General features: G+C 64.7%; 22 protein-coding genes and 1 pseudogene. 11 read left to right on the plus strand and 12 right to left on the minus strand.

The window, feature by feature from the left end:
• Positions 1-144 precede the first annotated feature (144 nt).
• Entirely contained in the window at positions 145-522 is a 378-nt protein-coding gene (locus IQ35_RS07525; protein WP_145072429.1) for a BlaI/MecI/CopY family transcriptional regulator, read from the plus strand.
• Positions 519-2,033 (plus strand): M56 family metallopeptidase, encoded by a 1,515-nt coding sequence (locus tag IQ35_RS07530; protein ID WP_145072431.1) that lies wholly within the window; start codon positions 519-521, stop codon positions 2,031-2,033. Before IQ35_RS07525 ends, IQ35_RS07530 begins: the two co-directional genes overlap by 4 nt.
• Positions 2,034-2,038: 5 nt before the next feature.
• On the opposite strand, the gene hemW is transcribed toward IQ35_RS07530, so the two are convergent.
• From hemW to rph, 3 genes are all read right to left on the minus strand, one after another.
• Complete coding sequence (hemW, locus tag IQ35_RS07535) at positions 2,039-3,214, minus strand: radical SAM family heme chaperone HemW (RefSeq protein ID WP_145072434.1); 1,176 nt, start codon at positions 3,212-3,214, stop codon at positions 2,039-2,041.
• Positions 3,215-3,581: 367 nt separating this feature from the next.
• Complete coding sequence (gene rdgB, locus IQ35_RS07540; RefSeq protein ID WP_021247239.1) at positions 3,582-4,211, minus strand: RdgB/HAM1 family non-canonical purine NTP pyrophosphatase; 630 nt, start codon at positions 4,209-4,211, stop codon at positions 3,582-3,584.
• Positions 4,212-4,251: 40 nt separating this feature from the next.
• A complete protein-coding gene (rph, locus tag IQ35_RS07545; protein WP_021247238.1) occupies positions 4,252-4,968 on the minus strand; it encodes a ribonuclease PH in 717 nt (238 codons plus the stop codon).
• Between the two features lie 99 nt (positions 4,969-5,067).
• Here rph and IQ35_RS07550 point away from each other — a divergent pair, with 99 nt between their 5' ends.
• From IQ35_RS07550 to IQ35_RS07570, 5 genes are all read left to right on the plus strand, one after another.
• On the plus strand, positions 5,068-5,583 hold the full coding sequence (locus tag IQ35_RS07550; protein WP_021247237.1) for a DUF6438 domain-containing protein: 516 nt from the start codon (positions 5,068-5,070) through the stop codon (positions 5,581-5,583).
• Between the two features lie 32 nt (positions 5,584-5,615).
• Entirely contained in the window at positions 5,616-6,659 is a 1,044-nt protein-coding gene (gene hrcA, locus IQ35_RS07555; RefSeq protein ID WP_021247236.1) for a heat-inducible transcriptional repressor HrcA, read from the plus strand.
• Positions 6,656-7,210 (plus strand): nucleotide exchange factor GrpE, encoded by a 555-nt coding sequence (grpE, locus tag IQ35_RS07560; protein WP_021247235.1) that lies wholly within the window; start codon positions 6,656-6,658, stop codon positions 7,208-7,210. Before hrcA ends, grpE begins: the two co-directional genes overlap by 4 nt.
• Positions 7,211-7,417: 207 nt before the next feature.
• Positions 7,418-8,053, plus strand: coding sequence for a PadR family transcriptional regulator (locus IQ35_RS07565; RefSeq protein ID WP_145072436.1), 636 nt, complete (start codon positions 7,418-7,420; stop codon positions 8,051-8,053).
• A gap of 2 nt (positions 8,054-8,055) precedes the next feature.
• Positions 8,056-8,334, plus strand: a complete 279-nt coding sequence (locus tag IQ35_RS07570) for a DUF2218 domain-containing protein (RefSeq protein WP_021247233.1) — start codon at positions 8,056-8,058, stop codon at positions 8,332-8,334.
• Between the two features lie 15 nt (positions 8,335-8,349).
• Here the strand turns inward: IQ35_RS07570 and ruvC are convergent, their stop codons facing one another.
• The 3 genes and pseudogenes from ruvC to IQ35_RS07585 all read right to left on the minus strand — a co-directional run.
• Positions 8,350-8,841, minus strand: coding sequence for a crossover junction endodeoxyribonuclease RuvC (gene ruvC / locus IQ35_RS07575; RefSeq protein WP_021247232.1), 492 nt, complete (start codon positions 8,839-8,841; stop codon positions 8,350-8,352).
• Positions 8,842-8,970: 129 nt separating this feature from the next.
• Complete coding sequence (locus IQ35_RS07580) at positions 8,971-9,714, minus strand: YebC/PmpR family DNA-binding transcriptional regulator (protein ID WP_021247231.1); 744 nt, start codon at positions 9,712-9,714, stop codon at positions 8,971-8,973.
• An 87-nt stretch (positions 9,715-9,801) separates the two neighbouring features.
• Positions 9,802-9,960: pseudogene (locus IQ35_RS07585) on the minus strand (heavy metal-binding domain-containing protein); the annotation flags it as partial.
• A gap of 66 nt (positions 9,961-10,026) precedes the next feature.
• Between IQ35_RS07585 and IQ35_RS07590 the strand changes: the two are divergent.
• Positions 10,027-10,656 carry a hypothetical protein gene (locus IQ35_RS07590; protein WP_021247229.1) on the plus strand — a complete coding sequence of 210 codons (630 nt, stop codon included), beginning with the start codon at positions 10,027-10,029 and terminating at the stop codon, positions 10,654-10,656.
• 9 nt (positions 10,657-10,665) lie between these two features.
• Here the strand turns inward: IQ35_RS07590 and IQ35_RS07595 are convergent, their stop codons facing one another.
• The gene (locus IQ35_RS07595) at positions 10,666-10,908 is read right to left on the minus strand and encodes a DUF2312 domain-containing protein (protein ID WP_021247228.1); all 243 of its coding nucleotides are present in this window, start codon (positions 10,906-10,908) and stop codon (positions 10,666-10,668) included.
• A 40-nt stretch (positions 10,909-10,948) separates the two neighbouring features.
• Complete coding sequence (locus IQ35_RS07600; protein WP_021247227.1) at positions 10,949-11,248, minus strand: DUF1244 domain-containing protein; 300 nt, start codon at positions 11,246-11,248, stop codon at positions 10,949-10,951.
• A 102-nt stretch (positions 11,249-11,350) separates the two neighbouring features.
• Between IQ35_RS07600 and pyk the strand changes: the two genes are divergently transcribed.
• Positions 11,351-12,802 carry a pyruvate kinase gene (gene pyk, locus IQ35_RS07605; protein ID WP_021247226.1) on the plus strand — a complete coding sequence of 484 codons (1,452 nt, stop codon included), beginning with the start codon at positions 11,351-11,353 and terminating at the stop codon, positions 12,800-12,802.
• Here pyk and IQ35_RS07610 read toward each other — a convergent pair.
• Together IQ35_RS07610 and ykgO are read right to left on the minus strand one after the other, a co-directional pair.
• On the minus strand, positions 12,786-13,427 hold the full coding sequence (locus IQ35_RS07610) for an HAD family hydrolase (protein WP_221441997.1): 642 nt from the start codon (positions 13,425-13,427) through the stop codon (positions 12,786-12,788). The genes pyk and IQ35_RS07610 overlap by 17 nt on opposite strands.
• A gap of 51 nt (positions 13,428-13,478) precedes the next feature.
• Positions 13,479-13,604 carry a type B 50S ribosomal protein L36 gene (gene ykgO / locus IQ35_RS07615; protein WP_004210176.1) on the minus strand — a complete coding sequence of 42 codons (126 nt, stop codon included), beginning with the start codon at positions 13,602-13,604 and terminating at the stop codon, positions 13,479-13,481.
• A 197-nt stretch (positions 13,605-13,801) separates the two neighbouring features.
• Between ykgO and IQ35_RS07620 the strand changes: the two genes are divergently transcribed.
• Complete coding sequence (locus IQ35_RS07620; protein WP_021247224.1) at positions 13,802-14,398, plus strand: DUF4136 domain-containing protein; 597 nt, start codon at positions 13,802-13,804, stop codon at positions 14,396-14,398.
• On the plus strand, positions 14,395-15,525 hold the full coding sequence (locus tag IQ35_RS07625; protein ID WP_145072438.1) for a M14 family metallopeptidase: 1,131 nt from the start codon (positions 14,395-14,397) through the stop codon (positions 15,523-15,525). The genes IQ35_RS07620 and IQ35_RS07625 overlap by 4 nt, the downstream gene beginning before the upstream one ends.
• Positions 15,526-15,556: 31 nt before the next feature.
• Here the strand turns inward: IQ35_RS07625 and IQ35_RS07630 are convergent, their stop codons facing one another.
• Together IQ35_RS07630 and IQ35_RS07635 are read right to left on the minus strand one after the other, a co-directional pair.
• The gene (locus IQ35_RS07630; protein WP_145072440.1) at positions 15,557-16,276 is read right to left on the minus strand and encodes a dienelactone hydrolase family protein; all 720 of its coding nucleotides are present in this window, start codon (positions 16,274-16,276) and stop codon (positions 15,557-15,559) included.
• Positions 16,277-16,278: 2 nt separating this feature from the next.
• The gene (locus IQ35_RS07635; RefSeq protein WP_021247221.1) at positions 16,279-17,271 is read right to left on the minus strand and encodes a 50S ribosomal protein L11 methyltransferase; all 993 of its coding nucleotides are present in this window, start codon (positions 17,269-17,271) and stop codon (positions 16,279-16,281) included.
• Positions 17,272-17,348 lie beyond the last annotated feature (77 nt).

Raw genomic sequence — 17,348 nt, forward strand, 5'->3', positions numbered from 1 at the left:
AAGCGCTCCTCCAAAGGTTAACGCGCTTCCCCGGCAGCTACGAAATGTAAAATATCCCGACATTTCCGCGCTTTCGAAACCTATTGACTACATCTGTAATCAATGCGACTACATGTGTAGTTGAAGACTCGCAAGCGAAAGCGCATGATGGCCGTCAGTGAAAAGATCAGCGAAGCCGAACTGGTCGTGATGGAGGCGCTGTGGCAGCGCGCGCCGCTCACCGCCGCGGATGTTGCGGATCAGGTGGCGGCGGATCGCGGCTGGAGCGTCCAGACGGTCAAGACCCTGCTTTCCCGTCTGATGGCGAAGGACATCATCGCCGCCGACCAGGACGGCCGCCGTTTCCTCTACCGCCCGATGGTCGTGCGGGAGGAATATGTCGCGAGCGAATCGGGACGGCTGGTCAATCGCCTGTTCGGCGGGCGCATATCCCCGCTCGTGGCCCAACTCGCCGAGCAGGACCAGCTGACGGCCGACGACATAGCGGAACTGGAAGGGATATTGAAAGGGCTGAGATCATGAGCGTCTGGCTGGCCGAAACCCTGATCGCCACGACCCTGCTGATGGCGCTGGTCATGATGGTGCGCCGTCCCGCCGCCCGCTGGCTGGGGGCTGGGGTCGCCTATTGGCTCTGGGCGCTGCCCCTCGCGCGGATGCTGCTGCCCGCCTTGCCGCAGCAGGTCGTGGCGCCATCCCCGCTTCAGGCCGCCGTCAACCGATCCGGCATTCCCGATTTCATCACCGTTGCATCCGTCGCATCGCCTGCCGATGCCGTTTCCAGTCCGCCATGGCTGGAGATCGCAATAGCGGTCTGGCTGCTGGGCGTGGCCGCCTTCCTGACGGTGCAACTGGTCGGCTATATCCGTTTCCGCCAGCATATGTTGAAGGGCGCGACCCCGATCGGGCAGGAAGGGCGCATCCGCATCGTCACCAGCCCGCAGGCCGGTGGCCCGCTCGCCTTTGGAGTGCTGCGTCCCTATATCGTGCTGCCGGTCGATTTCGCGTTTCGCTTCGAGGTGGAGGAGCAGGCGATGGCCATCGCCCATGAACGCGCGCATCACGATCATGGCGACCTTGCCGCCAACATGGCCGCGCTGCTGTTGCTGGCGCTCCATTGGTGCAATCCCGTCGCCTGGATCGCCTATCGCGCCTATCGCGCCGATCAGGAGCAAGCCTGCGACGCGCGTGTGCTGGCGCTTTACGGGCAGGATCAGGCCCATGCCTATGGCCGCGCCATATTGAAGGCGGCGGGCGGACGGCAGTTCGCCGGAGCCTGCCATCTCACTCATATCGCTGCCTTGAAGGGGAGGCTGATAATGCTTTCGAACCATGAAATGTCGCTCCGGCGGATAAGCTGGGGCATGGCCTTTGTGGGGCTGGTGACGGTCACTGGCCTTGCGCTGACCGCGTCGGGCGGACGCGCCGCGCAGCAGGTCGCCGCGATCACGGAGCAGGTAGATGCCGTCAATCTGGGCCGGCTCGCCACCCTGGTGGCGCAGCCGGCCAACGCAGACGAGCCAGTCGCCGCCGTCGCTTGGCAGGAGTCTGCCGCGCCGCGCGAACCGGTTGCCCCGGTTTCCCTCACGCAGGCGGACGGGATTATTCCGCCCGCGCCGCCAGTTCCCTTGGTTCCCCCGGCGCCCGTCGCCGACATGGTGCCGCCGGTTCCGCCAGTGCCGCCGGTTCCGCCTGTCGCCCTGCACGGGTCCAGTGCCCGGATGGAAGACCATGCCATCTCCAGCGAAGCCGATATCCGCCGCCGGGTGCCCGATGTGGACGTCCGCAACGGCTGCGAAGGCGACCGGACCGTCAGCCATCGCGACACCGTCGACGCCGACGGCCGCCGCCACATCCGTGTCCGCATCTGCGAACCGGCGATAAGGGCGCAGGCCAACACCGCCGTGCGCGCGGGCCTCGTCAAGGCGCGGGCGCAGGTCTCGCGCGCGGCCCGCATGGGCGATGCGATCAAGGCCGAAGTGCTGCGCGATCTGGATGAGGAGATCGCCCGGATCGACACCGGCGCGCCCGACTGACCTCCTTAAACGGCGACGATTTCCGGCAGGATCGCGTCCAGCAGCAGCATCCCCGCCGCCTCGATGCGCAGGTTTTGCCCCGATTGCGCGACAAGGCCATGGGCGGAAAGCCGCGCGACCGCATTCCCGTCGACCAGATCGGCCACCGCCAGCCCGGAAAGCGCCGCGATCCGCTCCAGATCCACGCCTTCCGCCAGACGCAGCCCCATCAGCAACGCCTCGCGCGCACGATCCTGACCACCAAGCGCCTCTTCGCCGTGCAATCCGTGCCCATTGCGCTGGACCGCGCTCATCCAGTTTTCCGGCTTCTTGTGGCGCAGCGTCGCCATGCCCAGCCGCCGCCCATGCGCGCCGGGTCCGATCCCGGCATAGTCGCCATAGCGCCAGTAGATGAGGTTATGGCGGCTTGCCTGCCCCGGCCGGGCGTGATTGCTGATCTCATAGGCAGGAATGCCCGCTGCCGCCGTCATCGCCTGCGTCTGTTCATAGAGCGTCGCGGCATGGTCGCTGTCCGCCGGCGTCAGCTTTCCCTGCGCCACCAGCGTCGCAAAGCGCGTCCCCGGCTCGATGGTCAGTTGATAGAGCGACAGATGATCCGTGCCGAAGGACAGGCCGCGCGCCAGTTCCGTTCCCCAGTCGCCTTCGCTCTGTCCCGGCCGCGCATAGATGAGGTCGAAATTCACCCGCCCGAAAACGGACTGCGCGACGTCCAGCGCCGCAAGCCCCTCGCGCACGTCATGCGCGCGGCCCAGGAAGTGCAGCGCCTCATCCTCCAGCGCCTGTAGCCCCAGCGACACGCGATTGACCCCCGCGGCCGCCAGATCGGCAAAGCGCGCCGCCTCGACCGAACTGGGATTGGCTTCCAGCGTGATCTCCAGGTCGGGAACGGGCCGCCAATATCCCGCCGCCGCCTCGATCAGCGCGGCGACGATGGCGGGCGGCATCAGCGAAGGCGTCCCGCCGCCGAAGAAGATGGACGACAGCGGCCGTCCGCCCGTCAGCGCCGCTTCATGCCGCAGGTCGGCCAGCAGCGCGTCCCGCCATGCGTCGGCATCCACCTGCTCCCGAACATGGCTGTTGAAGTCGCAATAGGGACATTTGGAAACGCAAAATGGCCAGTGCACATATAAGGCAAGCGGGTCGGCCGCAGCCGATGCGGGGATGATGGGGCGGGATGACATGGGCGTGGCGTTCTTAGACCGCTTTGCCAGGCGCGGCCAGCGATTGCGGCTGCCGGGCGCGTCCTTGCGGCGTCGGGCTGCTAGGATTTAGGGGATTATGCAGGTGTAAGCACCGATCTTGCGATGGTTTCGGTCAATTGCGGTCACCCAACCTCCGTCATCCCAGCGACCCGAAGGGCGGCGTAAGCCAATGCTGGGATCTCGTTAGGCCTGGCTGTGTCTTAAGAAGAGAGATGCCCGCTTTTGCTGGCATGACGGAAGAGCGCTTACGCAACGTCCGCTCCCGACCAAACGCGGTCATGCAGCGCGGGTTGGCAAACGGCACCATCCTGCTCCCGCGACGGCAGGGGCATGAATCACATATCCCCTAGAAAACCGCCGCGACCAGCTTCGCGAAGGCGTCCGCCCGGTGGCTCATCGCGTGCTTCTTTTCCGGCTCCATCTCGCCGAAGCTGATTTCATGGCCCAGCGGCTGGAACATCGGGTCGTAGCCGAAGCCCTTGTCCCCGCGCGGCGGCCAGATCAGCGTGCCGTCGACACGCCCTTCGAACGCCTCGACATGCCCGTCGGGCCATGCCAGCGCCAGCGCGCAGACGAAATGCGCGTCATGGCCCGCATCCGGTCCCTTGGCTTCCACCGCGTCCCACACAGTCTGCATGGCCAGCCGGAAATCCTTGTCCAGACCCGCCCAGCGCGCCGAAAAGATGCCCGGATCGCCGTTCAGCGCGTCCACGCACAGGCCGCTGTCATCGGCCAGCGCGGGCAGGCCCGACAGGTCTGCCGCCTGCAACGCCTTCAATTCGGCATTGGCGATGAAGGTCGTGCCGGTCTCATCCGGTTCGGGCAGGTCCAGTGCGCCCGCCGACACCGTCTCGATGCCATAGGACATCAGCAGTTCGCCGATTTCCCGCACCTTGCCCGCATTATGGCTGGCGATCACCAGCTTGCCGGGGCCCAGCTTGCGGATGGCCTGTTCCTGTCCGAAATCGTCGCTCATGCTCGGTCCTAACGATTGGGGGGGAAGGAAGGGGCGTATTTTACCGCCCCGTCGCCTTGTCCTGCGCCGCGAAGATCTTCGCGCAGCCGATCCGCGCCAGGCGCAGCAGCCGCAGCAGTTCTTCCTCGTCATAGGTCGCGCCTTCGGCCGTGGCCTGCACCTCGGCGAACTTGCCGTCGCCCGTCAGGATCAGGTTGGCGTCCGCTTCCGCATTGCTGTCCTCCGCATAATCGAGGTCCAGCACCGGCGTCCCCTTGTAGATGCCGCAACTGATCGCCGCGACCTTCTGCACGATGGGGTCTTCCTTCAAGGCGCCCGATGCGATCAGCTTGTCCACCGCGACCCGCAGCGCCACCCAGCTTCCAGAAATCGCCGCCGTGCGCGTGCCGCCATCGGCCTGGATCACGTCGCAATCGACGACGATCTGCCGCTCGCCCAGTTTCTGGAGGTCAACCACCGCGCGCAGCGAGCGCCCGATCAGCCGCTGAATCTCCTGCGTCCGGCCCGACTGCTTGCCCTTGGCAGCCTCGCGGCTGCCGCGCGTGTGAGTGGCGCGGGGCAACATGCCATATTCCGCCGTGACCCAGCCCGACCCCTTGCCGCGCAGGAAAGGCGGCACCTTCTCCTCCACCGAAGCGGTGCACAGCACGCGCGTATCGCCGAAGCTGATGAGGCAGCTTCCTTCGGCATGGATGGTGAAACCGGGTTCCATGGTGATGTCGCGCATCTGGTCGGGCGCGCGGCCGGAAGGACGCATATATTTGTTACTCCGAAGCGTTCAGGGGTGGGGCTTAGCGTCCGTTGCGGCGTCATGCCAGTGCCGATAGAGGATAAGAGCGGGAAAAGGAGGTTCGCGATGCGGACGATCATGAGTTTGGCGGCGGTCGCGCTGCTTGCGGGCTGCGCCATGGATCGGGCGGAACTGGAAAAGCCGGTAAGGGCAGGGGACACGATTCGCTTTTCCGCCGGTCCCTGTTTCGGCGCGTGCCCCAGCTATACGCTGCGCGTCACGCCGGACGGATCGGGCCTGATCGAGCCGGAACGCTTCACCGCCGTCCCCGGGCCGACCCGCTTCACCGTCACTCCGGCGCAATATCGGCGTTTCCACAGCGCCCTTTCCGCCTATCGCCCAGCGCCAGGCACCACCAGGCGAATCACCCATGGCGAAAATTGCGATCGCTTCGCCACCGACATGCCCGGCTATGTCATCGAATGGACCCATGGGGAGGGTGCGCCCACGCGGCTGGAATATCAATCCGGCTGCATGGACGCGCGTTATGGCCGCCTGCGCGCCATGATTGCGTCGGTTCCCAGGCTGCTGGGGCTGGAGGCCATGCTCAAGCCCACCCTGCCGCGCAAAGCCGGCACTTGAGCGGCGCGCCCGCCTTGCCTAGATAGGTGCCCATGGCGGTTACCCCGATCACGGAACTGAATGAACGCGCGCGCGACGTGTTCCGCCTGGTGGTGGAAAGCTATCTGGGCACCGGCCTGCCCGTGGGATCGCGCACGATCAGCCGCATGGCCTCGCTCAGCCTGTCGCCCGCTTCCATCCGCAATGTGATGCAGGATCTGGAGGAGCTTGGCCTGCTCGCCGCGCCGCATACCTCCGCCGGGCGGATGCCGACCGAAACGGGCCTGCGCCTGTTCGTGGACGGCATGATGCAGGCGGCCGAGCCTTCGCCGGAGGAACGCCGCGCCATAGAGGCGGGCCTGACCGAAAGCGGCCCGATCGAGGAAGCCCTGTCCGCCGCGACCGCCGCCCTGTCCGGCCTGTCCGCTTGCGCGGGCGTCGTCATGGTGCCCAAGCGGGAGCCGGTGCTGCGGCAATTCGGATTCGTGTCGCTCAATGACCGTCAGGCCCTGGCCGTGCTGGTGGGGCACGACGGATCCGTCGAAAACCGCATCCTCGACCTGCCCGAAGGCGTCACGCCCTCCCTGCTGGCGGAGGCGGCCAATTTCATGTCCGCCCGTTTTGCCGGGCTGACGCTCAACCAGGCGGGCGAAGCCCTGCGGCAGGAGCTGGAAAACGAGCGCACCGCGCTTCAGGGGCTTGCGCGCGAACTGGTCGAGCGCGGCGTCGCCATCTGGTCGCAGGACGCTGATGAAAGACCCGTTCTGATCGTGCGCGGCCAATCGCATCTGCTGGATGACGGCACCGCTGCCGACCTTGAACGGGTGCGGCAGTTGCTGGAACAGCTTGAAGGCAAGCGGGAGATATTCGGCCTGCTGCAAGGCGCGCTCGCGGGCAACGCGACCAAAATCTTCATCGGGTCGGAAAACAAGCTCTTTTCCCTGTCCGGTTCTTCGGTCATAGCCGCCCCTTACCGAGGCGGGGACGGCCGGGTCGTCGGCGTGGTCGGCGTTATCGGTCCAACGCGCTTGAACTATGCGCGGGTGATCCCCATGGTGGACTTCACCGCCCAGACATTGTCGAGATTGATGAGATGAGCGAAGACAAAGAGAATATCGAAAATACCGAGGTTGTGGACCAGCTTCCCGAAGACATGGCGCCTGCCGGCGACACGGCGGAGGACCGCCTGACCGCGCTGGAAAACGAACTGGCGGCGGCGAAGCAGGACATCCTCTACGCCCATGCCGAAACCCAGAATGTGCGCCGCCGCCTGGAAAAGGAGCTGGCCGACGCGCGCGCTTATGCGTCCACCTCCTTTGCCCGCGACATGCTGTCGGTGGCCGACAATCTGACCCGCGCGTTGCAGGCCATCCCCGCCGACCTGCGCGAGGATGAGAAGTTCAAGGGTCTGGTCGCCGGGCTGGAAGCCACGGCCCGCGAACTGGAAAGCGTTTTCGGCCGCCACGGCATTCAGAAAGTGGAATCGATCGGCCAGCCGCTCGATCCCAACAAGCATCAGGCGATGATGGAAATGCCTTCCGCCGATGCGGAACCCGGCACCGTGCTGGTGGAAATGCAGGCAGGCTATACCATCAAGGACCGCTTGCTGCGTCCCGCGCTGGTCAGCGTGGCGAAGAAGCCGGATTGATTGCACCCGTCACCAGGCGGTATCGGGATTTCAAGGAACGGCGCGGACATATTGGTTCGCGCCGTTTTTTGTGGTCGTTGGAACCGAAGGGGTCGGTGCCTGGCTCTTCCGTCCGCATCTTAACCATAAAAAGATATATCTTAAATCTTGCATGGCGCGATTTTTAAGATATATCTGGATGCATCACGAAATAGCAAAGAGATTAAGATGCATTTCCATATTTCCCATCGCGGTCATGGAGGCCGCTCTTCTCACCATGACGGGCGAGACCGGTTTGCCGGTCCCGACGGCTTCGGCCGGGCTTTTGGCGGCGGTGGCCGTTCCCGCTCCTTTGGTGACGAACCCTTCGGCGGAGACAGCCGAGGCGGGCGTGGCGGCGGGCGGCGGCGGCTTTTCACCAACGACATGCTGCAACTCATCCTGCTGCACCTGATCGCCGCCGCTCCGCGTCATGGCTACGACCTGATCCGCGAGATCGAAAGCCTGTCGGGACAGGTCTATGCGCCCAGTCCGGGCGTGGTCTATCCGACGCTCACTTTGCTGGCCGATATGGGCCTGATCGCCGAACAGCCCGGCGAAGGCAGCCGCAAGCTGTTCGCCGTCACCGATACCGGAACGGCGCGTCTGGCCGAAAATCAGGCTGAGGTGAAAGCCATCCTGGAACGGCTCGCCCATCTGGCGAAGAAGGCCGAGCGCAGCGACGGCGCGCCCGTCCGCCGGGCCATGCACAATCTGGCCATGGCAGTCCGAGGCCGCCTTGAAAAGGAAGGGGCCGATACCCAGACCATGTTCGACGCGGCGGCCCTGATCGATGAGGCCGCCCACAAGATCGAAAGGCTCTGAGGATGACGCTCACCGCCCATGTGCCGACCGGCCATGCCAGCCGCTATCTGCAACAGCTCTGCAAGCATTGGAGTCACAAGTTCGACACTGATTTCGACGCGGAACAGGGCCGGATCGCGTTCCCGATGGGACCGATCCGCATGACCGCTGCCCCCGACACGCTGACGGTCACGATCGAGCCGAACGGGGATGCGGATGTCGAACGCTTCAAGCAGGTGGTGGCCGATCATCTCGACCGCTTCGCCTTCCGCGAAGCCCCGCTGACTTTCGACTGGCAATAGGGGAGGGGCCTCCCCCTAGCGCGTAGGCATCCGCCGCGCGCTCGCCAGATGATGGGCATGTGTGATCGCGACGGCGAGTGCATCGGCGGCGTCGGTCCCCGCGATCTTCGCGCCGGGCAGCAGCCGCGCAACCATGGCGTGGACCTGATCCTTGGAGGCATTGCCCACGCCCACCACGGACTTCTTCACCAGCCGGGCGGCATATTCGCCCACCTCCATGCCGGATCGCGCCGCCGCCAGCAGGATGACGCCGCGCGCCTGCCCCAGTTTCAGCGTCGATTGCGGATTGACGTTGACGAACACCTCCTCGACCGCCGCGCCATCGGGTCGGTGCTCCAGGATCAGGTCGGTCAGCGCCATGTCCAGAGCCATCAGCCGCGTCGGCAGCGGCAGTTCCGAATCCGTCCTGATCTGCCCATTGCCGATATGGCGCAGCCGGTTCCCGTCCGCCGCGATTAGCCCCCAGCCCGTCGTGCCGAGGCCGGGATCAAGGCCGAGCAGGATCATAAGATCGTCACGCGGAGACGCGGAGATCAGAGGCAGGCAAGGCCGTGCCCGCCGCCAGGCCGGGCCATTCAGCGGCCGTGGACCGCTCGGCCGCTCCCTGCGCGTTTCCGCGTCTCCGCGCGCGCTTCACTATCCCAGCTTTTCCATCACCGCGTCGGACACTTCATAATTGCCCCACACGGTCTGGACGTCGTCATCGTCTTCCAGCGTGTCGACCAGCTTCATCAAGGTCGCGGCGTTGCCTTCGTCGACTTCCACCGTGGTCTGCGGCTTCCAAGCCAGCTTGGCGCTTTCCGCCGGGCCGAGCGAGGCTTCCAGCGCCTTCGCGACCTCATGCAGCGCGTCCATCGCGGTCCAGACTTCATGCTCGTCCTCGTTGGACGACACGTCCTCCGCGCCTGCTTCCAGCGCCGCCTCGAAGATCGCGTCGGCATCGCCCGCACCGGCAGGATAGGTGATGAGGCCCATGCGGTCGAAGCCATGGCTCACGGCGCCCGAAGCGCCCAGATTGCCGCCATTCTTGGAAAAGGCCGTGCGCACATTGGTCGCGGTGCGGTTGCGGTTGTCGGTCAGCGCCTCGACGATGATCGCCACGCCGCCGGGGCCATAGCCTTCATAGCGGACTTCCTCGTAATTCTCCATGTCGCCGCCCGCCGCCTTGTCGATGGCGCGCTGGATATTGTCCTTGGGCATGGATTGGGCCTTGGCCGCGTTGACGGCCAGGCGCAGACGGGGATTCATGTCCGGGTCGGGCATCCCCATCTTGGCCGCGACGGTGATTTCGCGGGACAGCTTGGAGAACATCGACGAGCGCTTCTTGTCCTGCGCGCCCTTGCGATGCATGATGTTCTTGAATTTGGAATGGCCGGCCACAGCCCGCTCCTGAAACTGTTGGTGCTAAGGAGCGCGCTCTAGCGTTCAGGACGCTTTCGCGCAACTCGGACGAGTATCGCCGTGCCCGAAGCCGCCCGAACGCCCGCCCACGATATTGCGCAGGCTGGCGAACAGGACGCGGAACAGATTGGCGCCCACCATCACCTCCCCGGTGACGATGCCGAGATACTCCTTCGCCGGCAGCCCTTCCAGACGGCTGGTGGTACTGACGATGATCTCGGTCATGGCTGCTTCTTTCTGGACAAGAATTCGTTCTATTATAATGGCTTGAACAATAGCGGAGGTCATTGCATGGACGAAGAGGAATTCAGCTTTATTGGCATTCTTTCAAGCGACGTTCGTCAGGCGCTGGCCCGCCTCGATGAATCGAACACGCCTTCCGATCGCAGGAATGCCCTGAGAACTATTATTTCCGCTGCAGAAGGGCTTGCGTGGGTTTTCCGCAACCATGTCGTGTCGATTGCCCGGACCGTTGATGATCTTGCACCGCTGGTTGAAATGGCATTTGCCGAAACGGCGGTTTTCGTAAGTGAGCAAGGTAAGATCGTGCCGCAAGCGCGTCATTTATCGATGACGGCTTTGGTTCGACTGACCATCAACGTGGCACAATCGATGGTGCCCGCCATTGGAGTAGACTTCGGTGTGCCTGGATGGAACGATTTGAAATTGTCTATTAAAATTCGCAACAGGGTTACCCATCCGAAGATCGGAAAGGATCTTCTTGTGTCGGGCCATGACATTGAAATTGCGAAATCAGGCTTCGTTTGGCTTGCCGGCATGGTTGCGGACGTGATGGAGCATACCAACAGGATATTGTCGGATCATGCCGCCCTTGGCAGAGAACTGATCGAAGAACTCCGCAAGGGCGACCCTGATGCCTTGGCTCTGCTTCAACGCGTTCATGACGAACGCGATGATTGAAGATCGAACTTATTCGATGCCCAGAGCCGCCTTGTAGGTTTCCAGAATGGCTTCCATTTCCTGACGGTCGTGTACCGGCATTTTTCGTATGCGGACGATCTGACGCATGATTTTCACGTCATAGCCATTGGCCTTGGCTTCCAGATAGACGTCCTTGATGTCGTCTCCGATGCCCTTCTTTTCCTCTTCCAGGCGTTCGATGCGTTCGATGAAGAGGCGTAGCTGTTCGGCGGCGACATTGCCATCGCTCATGGGAATCTCCGTGTGAGTGTGAATCGGTTGACGCACGCTCCTAATGGCTGTCGGCGTTCTTCGCCACACTCTCCTTCATCTTCTCCAACTGCTCGGGCGTCGCTTCCGTCTGATAGCGATCCTTCCATTCGGAAAAGGGCATTCCGTGAATGAGTTCCCGCGCCTGTTCGCGAGTCAGATTACCGTCCGCCTCGGCGATCCAGTCGGCAAGGCAGTTGCGGCAGAAGCCGGCCATCCCCATCAGGTCGATATTCTGAACGTCGGTGCGATGTTGCAGATGCGCCACAAGCCGCCGGAAGGCGGTTGCGGCGACCGCGTCGTTGAGTATGGTGTCGTTCACGGCGAAGCCTTTCGCTGGTCTACACAATCCTGTCGTGCAGCACGGATAATCGATAACCGCGTCCTGGCAAGCCAGAGGCGATCATACGATCAGGAGACGATAATGATACGATTGCCGCCCCGCTCGCGAAAGGTCCGGATTCTCGCCACCCTCGGCCCGGCGAGCGACACGCCGGAGATGATCCGCGCGCTGTTCGTCGCCGGGGCCGACGCCTTTCGCATCAATATGAGCCATGGCGGTCATGAGGACCACGCCGCCCGTATCGCCACGATCCGCGCAATGGAAAAGGAATTCGGACGGCCGACCACAATCCTGGGCGATCTCCAAGGGCCGAAATTGCGCGTCGGCATCTTCGCGCGGGGCCTTGCCGTCCTGAAAACCGGCGCGCGCTTCATCCTGGATCGTGATGAAAAGCCCGGCGACGCGAAGCGGGTGAACCTGCCGCACCCCGAAATCTATGCCGCGCTGGTGCCCGAAACGCGCCTGCTGCTGGACGACGGCAAGCTGGTGCTGCGCGTCAAGAAAGTGCTGGACGACCGCATCGAAACGGTGGTGGAGGTCGGCGGCGCGCTCTCCAACCGCAAGGGCGTCAATGTGCCGGACGTGGTCGTCCCCGTGCCCGCGCTCACCGACAAGGACCGCCGCGACCTGGCTTTCGCGATCGAACAGGGGCTGGACTGGATCGCGCTCAGTTTCGTTCAGCGGCCGGAGGATCTGGCTGAGGCGCGGCGGCTGATGGGCGGTCATGGCGCGCTGATGGCGAAGATCGAAAAGCCCTCCGCCGTGCAGCGGCTGGAGGAAATCCTGGAGTTGGCCGACGGCGTCATGGTGGCGCGCGGCGACCTGGGCGTCGAACTGCCGCCGCAGGCCGTGCCGCCGCTCCAGAAGCAGATCGTGGCGACCGCGCGCCGCATGGGCCGCCCGGTCGTGGTCGCGACCCAGATGCTCGAATCGATGATAAAGGCGCCCATGCCCACCCGCGCGGAAGTGTCGGACGTCGCCACGGCGGTCTATGACGGGGCGGACGCGATCATGCTGTCGGCGGAAACCGCGGCAGGCGACTGGCCGGTCGAGGCGGTGGCGATGATGGACAGTATCGCGCACAGCGTGGAGCGCGACCCCGGCTATTTCGCCCGCCTGCATTTCACCGAGACGCAACCCGACGCCACCACCGCCGATGCGCTGGCGGAAGGCGCGGGCGGCATCGTTTCCGTTGTCGGGGCGAGCGCGATCACCTGCTACACCACATCGGGCAGCACGGTGCGGCGCGTGGCCCGCGAGCGGCCGCTGGTGTCGATATTGGCGCTGACGCCGCGCCTCGACACGGCGCGAAAGCTGGGCCTCACCTGGGGCGTCCATGCCGTGCGGACCAAGGATGTGGCCAATTTCGAGGAGATGGTCGGCAAGGCCCGTCGCATGGCGCTGCGTCATGGCATGGTGGACAAGGGCGGGAAGATCGTCGTGCTGGCAGGCGTTCCCTTCGGCACGCCGGGGTCGACCAATGTGCTGCACGTCGCCGCCATTCGCGGCGATGAGCTTAAGGGGCGGGAATAGGGGGGAGCAATCCCAGCGTGGTCAGCTCCTTCCGCAGCGTGCCCGCATCGCGGAAATGATGGCCGCGCATCCCCATGGCCCGTGCGCCCGCCACATTCTCTTCCCGGTCGTCGATGAAGAGGGTGGCCTTTGCCGCCACTTCGAATCGTTCCAGCGCCAGCCGGTAGATGGCGGCATCCGGCTTCACCAGCCCTTCCGCCCCGGACACGACGATATCGCGGAATGGTGCGAAGAAGGCCGCTTCCCGCGCATGAAAGGGGACCCAGAACTCCGCGCTGAAATTGGTGAGGGCGAATAGCGGCACGCTCGCCTCATGCAGTTCCGCGACGATCCGGGCCATGCCGTCCACGGCCGGAGTCACGCTGTCGATGAAGCGTTCGCCCCACAGGCGGATCAGGTCCGCATGGCCGGGATGCCGCGCGATCAGTTCCGCGCTGGTTTGCGCGAAGGGGCGGCCCGCATCATGCTGGAAATGCCAGTCCGCCGTCACGACATCACGCAGAAACGCATCAAGCGCCTGATCGTCGGGGATCAGGCGCTCATAAAGAATCCTGGGATTCCAGTGATAGAGGACATTGCCGACGTCGAAGATGACGGCGGCGACCTCCGCCACGGATTCAGTCATCGCATCGCTGAAGCGGACAACCGGTGCCCACTTTTCCGCGCGATGCTTTGTTTAGCCCTGGCGGGCCTTGAAGCGGCGGTTGGTCTTGTTGATGACATAGGTGCGGCCGCGACGACGGATCACACGGTTGTCCCGGTGACGGCCCTTGAGCGACTTGAGCGAATTGCGGATCTTCATGGAAGCCAGCCTCTGATGAATCTTTATGATCGGAAAATCGAAGCGCAGCCCCTATGGGCGGGGCAGGCGAAAGTCAAGGGCGAGGGCCGCTCTTTTCCCGCCGTTCATCCTATATGCAGCAAAGCCGTGGCTGATGCGTTAGGAAGGAATTGGCCGCATGGCAACGTGTCAGGGCATATCATCCCGGGAGTGCATCCATGTTGAAGAAGATCGTCCTTCCCTGCTGTCTCGCCCTTTCGCTCGCCGCTTGCGCGACGGCGGTGCCGCCGGTGGAGGTGACGCGCTTCCATGTCGGCGATCCGGCGCGCAGCGGCACCATCGCGGTGGAGGAGATGCCCGGCAATCCGGACGTCAGCCTGGAATACCGCACCTACTCCAATGCCGTGCAGCAGGAATTGCAGAAGGTGGGCTTCACCCCCACCGCCGAGGGCGCGAAGAGCGACTATGTCGCGCTGGTCGCTTTCCGCCGGGGTTTCCGCCCAACCGGCTATGGCCGTGACGGCAATCCCGTCAGCGTGGGCGTAGGCGGCGGCGTGGGCAGCGGCGGCTATTCGGGCCTTGGCGTGGGCATCGGCATCGATCTGTCGGGCAAGCCCAAGGATATCGTTTCCACCGAACTCCAGGTCCAGATTCGCCGCCGGTCCGATTCCACGACTGTCTGGGAAGGCCGCGCCATCACGCAGGCGCGCGAAGGATCGCCCGCCGCGCAGCCCGGCCTCGCCGCCGGAAAGCTCGCGACGGCGCTCATCCAGGGCTATCCGGGCGAGTCGGGGCGCACTATAACCGTCAAATGACCATCTCGATTTCCAGCGCTTTCGACAGCGGCAACATTCGCGTTCTTTCCATCGACGACACGCCCGCCGGCGTCCGCGCCGAGCTGGAGATCGTCCGCGATCATCAGAGCGATTTCTACCAATGGTTCCACTTCCGCGTGGCGGGCGTTGCCGGGCGGGACGTGGAGCTGGCGATCACCAATTGCGCCCATTCGGCCTATCCCGACGGCTGGCCGGGCTATCAGGCGCGCTATAGCGAGGATCGCGAGAACTGGCTGCTCGCCGACACGGATTATGCGGACGGCACGCTCACCATCCGCCTGTCGCCGGATGTCAACGCGGTCTGGCTCGCCTATTTCGCGCCCTATTCGATGGAGCGCCACCATGACCTGATCGCCTGGGCCGCCTGTCAGCCGGGCGTCGTCCACCGCGAACTGGGGCTCACCCTCGACGGCCAGCCGCTCGATCTGCTGACGCTGGGGGAGGGGCGCAAACAGGTCTGGCTCTACGCCCGTCAGCATCCGGGCGAGAGCATGGCGGAATGGTGGATGGAAGGCGCGCTGGAACGCCTGACCGACGAGGAGGACGCCGTCGCCCGCCTGCTGCGGCAGAAAGCGACCTTCCACATCGTCCCCAACATGAACCCGGACGGCAGCCGCCGGGGGCATCTGCGTACCAATGCGGCGGGCGTGAACCTCAACCGCGAATGGCATGAACCCTCCATGGAGCGCGGCCCCGAAGTCTTCCTCGTCCGCGCGGCGATGGACGAAACGGGCGTCGACTTCGCGATGGACGTGCATGGCGACGAAGCCATTCCCGCCGTCTTCCTCGCGGGTTTCGAGGGTATTCCGTCGATCACGGACCGGCAGCTTGAGCTGTTCCACCGCTATCGCGACACGCTCGCCGCGCGCACGCCCGATTTCCAGACGAAGCGCGGCTATCCCGTGGCGGGGGAGGGGAAGGCGAATCTGTCCATGTCCACCAACCAGCTTGCCGAGCGTTTCGGCGCGGTGGCGATGACGCTGGAAATGCCGTTCAAGGACAATGAAGACCTGCCCGACTCTGACTATGGCTGGTCGCCCGCCCGCTCGATGCAGTTGGGCAAGGACTGCCTCGCCGTGCTGGCCGAGATGATCGACGAGATTTGAGTTTGTCTGGTCTGGGTGGTTTGCGGACGTTTCAGCCGAACAGCTCGTCCAGGAAATCCGTCATCGCCCGGAAGCTCCGCCGGTCCGCGTCGGCACTGTAGAACATCCCCCTGTCGACCATGTTCGCCGACTTGTCGGTGAAGGCGTGGCCCGTGCGGCCATAGGCATGGATCTGCCAGTCGCATCCCGCCTCCGTCAGTTCCTCCGCCAGCGCGGCGGTCGCCTTGGGCGGCGCGATGGGATCGTCCCACCCATGGCAGATCAGAAGCTTCGCGCGGATCGCGGCATTGGCGAAGGGCGGCGCATCATAGACGCCATGAAAGCTCACCCCGCCCGATATGTCCGCCCCGCTCCGCGCCAGATCGAGCACGCACTTCCCGCCAAAGCAGAAGCCCAGCGCCGCCGTCCGCGCGCCGTCCGCCTCGTCCATCCCCTTAAGCACGTCATGCGCCGCGTTCACCCGTTCGCGCAGCAAGGCCCGGTCGCCGTTCAGCACATCCATATAGCGCCCGAAATCCGCATCCGACCGTTTCGCCCGCTTGCCCTGACCGAACACATCGGCGACCAGCACGGCATACCCCAGCGCTGCGACCTGCTCCGCATAGGCGAAGTCCGTTTCCTTCGTTCCCAGCACATTGGGGAACAGCAGCACGCCCGGCCGCATGCCTGCCGCCGCATCATCCGATACGGCCATGCTTTCGAACAGGCCGCCCGGCCCTTCATGCACGATGATCCGGCGTTGAATTGTCATGATCAGATACTCCCAAATCCCCAGGCCTCGCCCCGTTCCGCGCTGTTGAACCGGCGCGGGCGTTTCCAGCCGATCCGCGGCCGCTTGCGGAGGCGCAGCGTCGGCCAGTCGCCCCGGTCGCTCCGTTCGGCGAGCCGCATCCCCTGCACGCGATAGGCCGCCAGCACCGCGTCCGCCTGTTCCTTAAGCAGCCCCGCCAGCACGATCGTCCCGCCTTCCTCCACCAGCGCGCAAAGCGAAGGCGCCAGCTCAATCAGCGGCCCGGCCAGGATATTGGCGATCAGCAGGTCATAAGGCGCGCGTCCGACGATCGCGGGATGATCCGCCCCCGCCGCCGTGAACAGCGCCACCTGACCCGCGCCGGCGCCCAGCCGCACCCCATTGGCGCGCGCGTTGTCCGCGCTGATCTCCACCGCCACCGGATCGATATCCGAAGCGGTCGCCAGCGCCCGCGGCCAGAGGCGGAGCGCGGCGAAGGCCAGCAGCCCCGTGCCCGTCCCGATATCGGCGACGTTGCGGAACCGCATCCCCACGCGCCGCATCCGGTCCAGCATCATCAGGCAGCCGGATGTGGTTTCATGCTGCCCGGTGCCGAAGGCGCGGCTCGCGCAGATCAGGAAATTGACATAATCCGGCTGTTCGGGATCGCCGGGCAAGTTGCGGACATGGAAACGCCCGGCGGTGACAGGCTCCAGCCCCTGCTGGCTCAGCGTCACCCAGTCCTCATCGGGAAGCTGTTCGACCACCGGCCTGACCGCTCCCGCGCTCGGCACCAGCGTCCGCAGCAGCTTGACGGCGGCGGGGCCGGGCCTGCCCTCGAAATAGGCTTCCAGCCGCCAGCTATTCTCATTGTCCGGCTCCGCCTCGCTGGTCATCAGCACGGGCGGCTTGTCCATCATCGCAAAGGCGGCGATGTCGCCCTCCAGCGCTTCGGCTTCGGCGCGGGTGCAGGGCAGGGTAACTTTCCAGCTTTGGACAGGAACGGCATCGGTCATGCCGCCGCCTTAAATCACCGGACGGGGAAGGGGAAGTATCAGCGCGCGCAGTGCGCCGCCGACGGCCCTGCGATGGC

Source organism: Sphingobium wenxiniae (genome assembly GCF_007830065.1).
Taxonomy (GTDB): Bacteria; Pseudomonadota; Alphaproteobacteria; order Sphingomonadales; family Sphingomonadaceae; genus Sphingobium; species Sphingobium wenxiniae.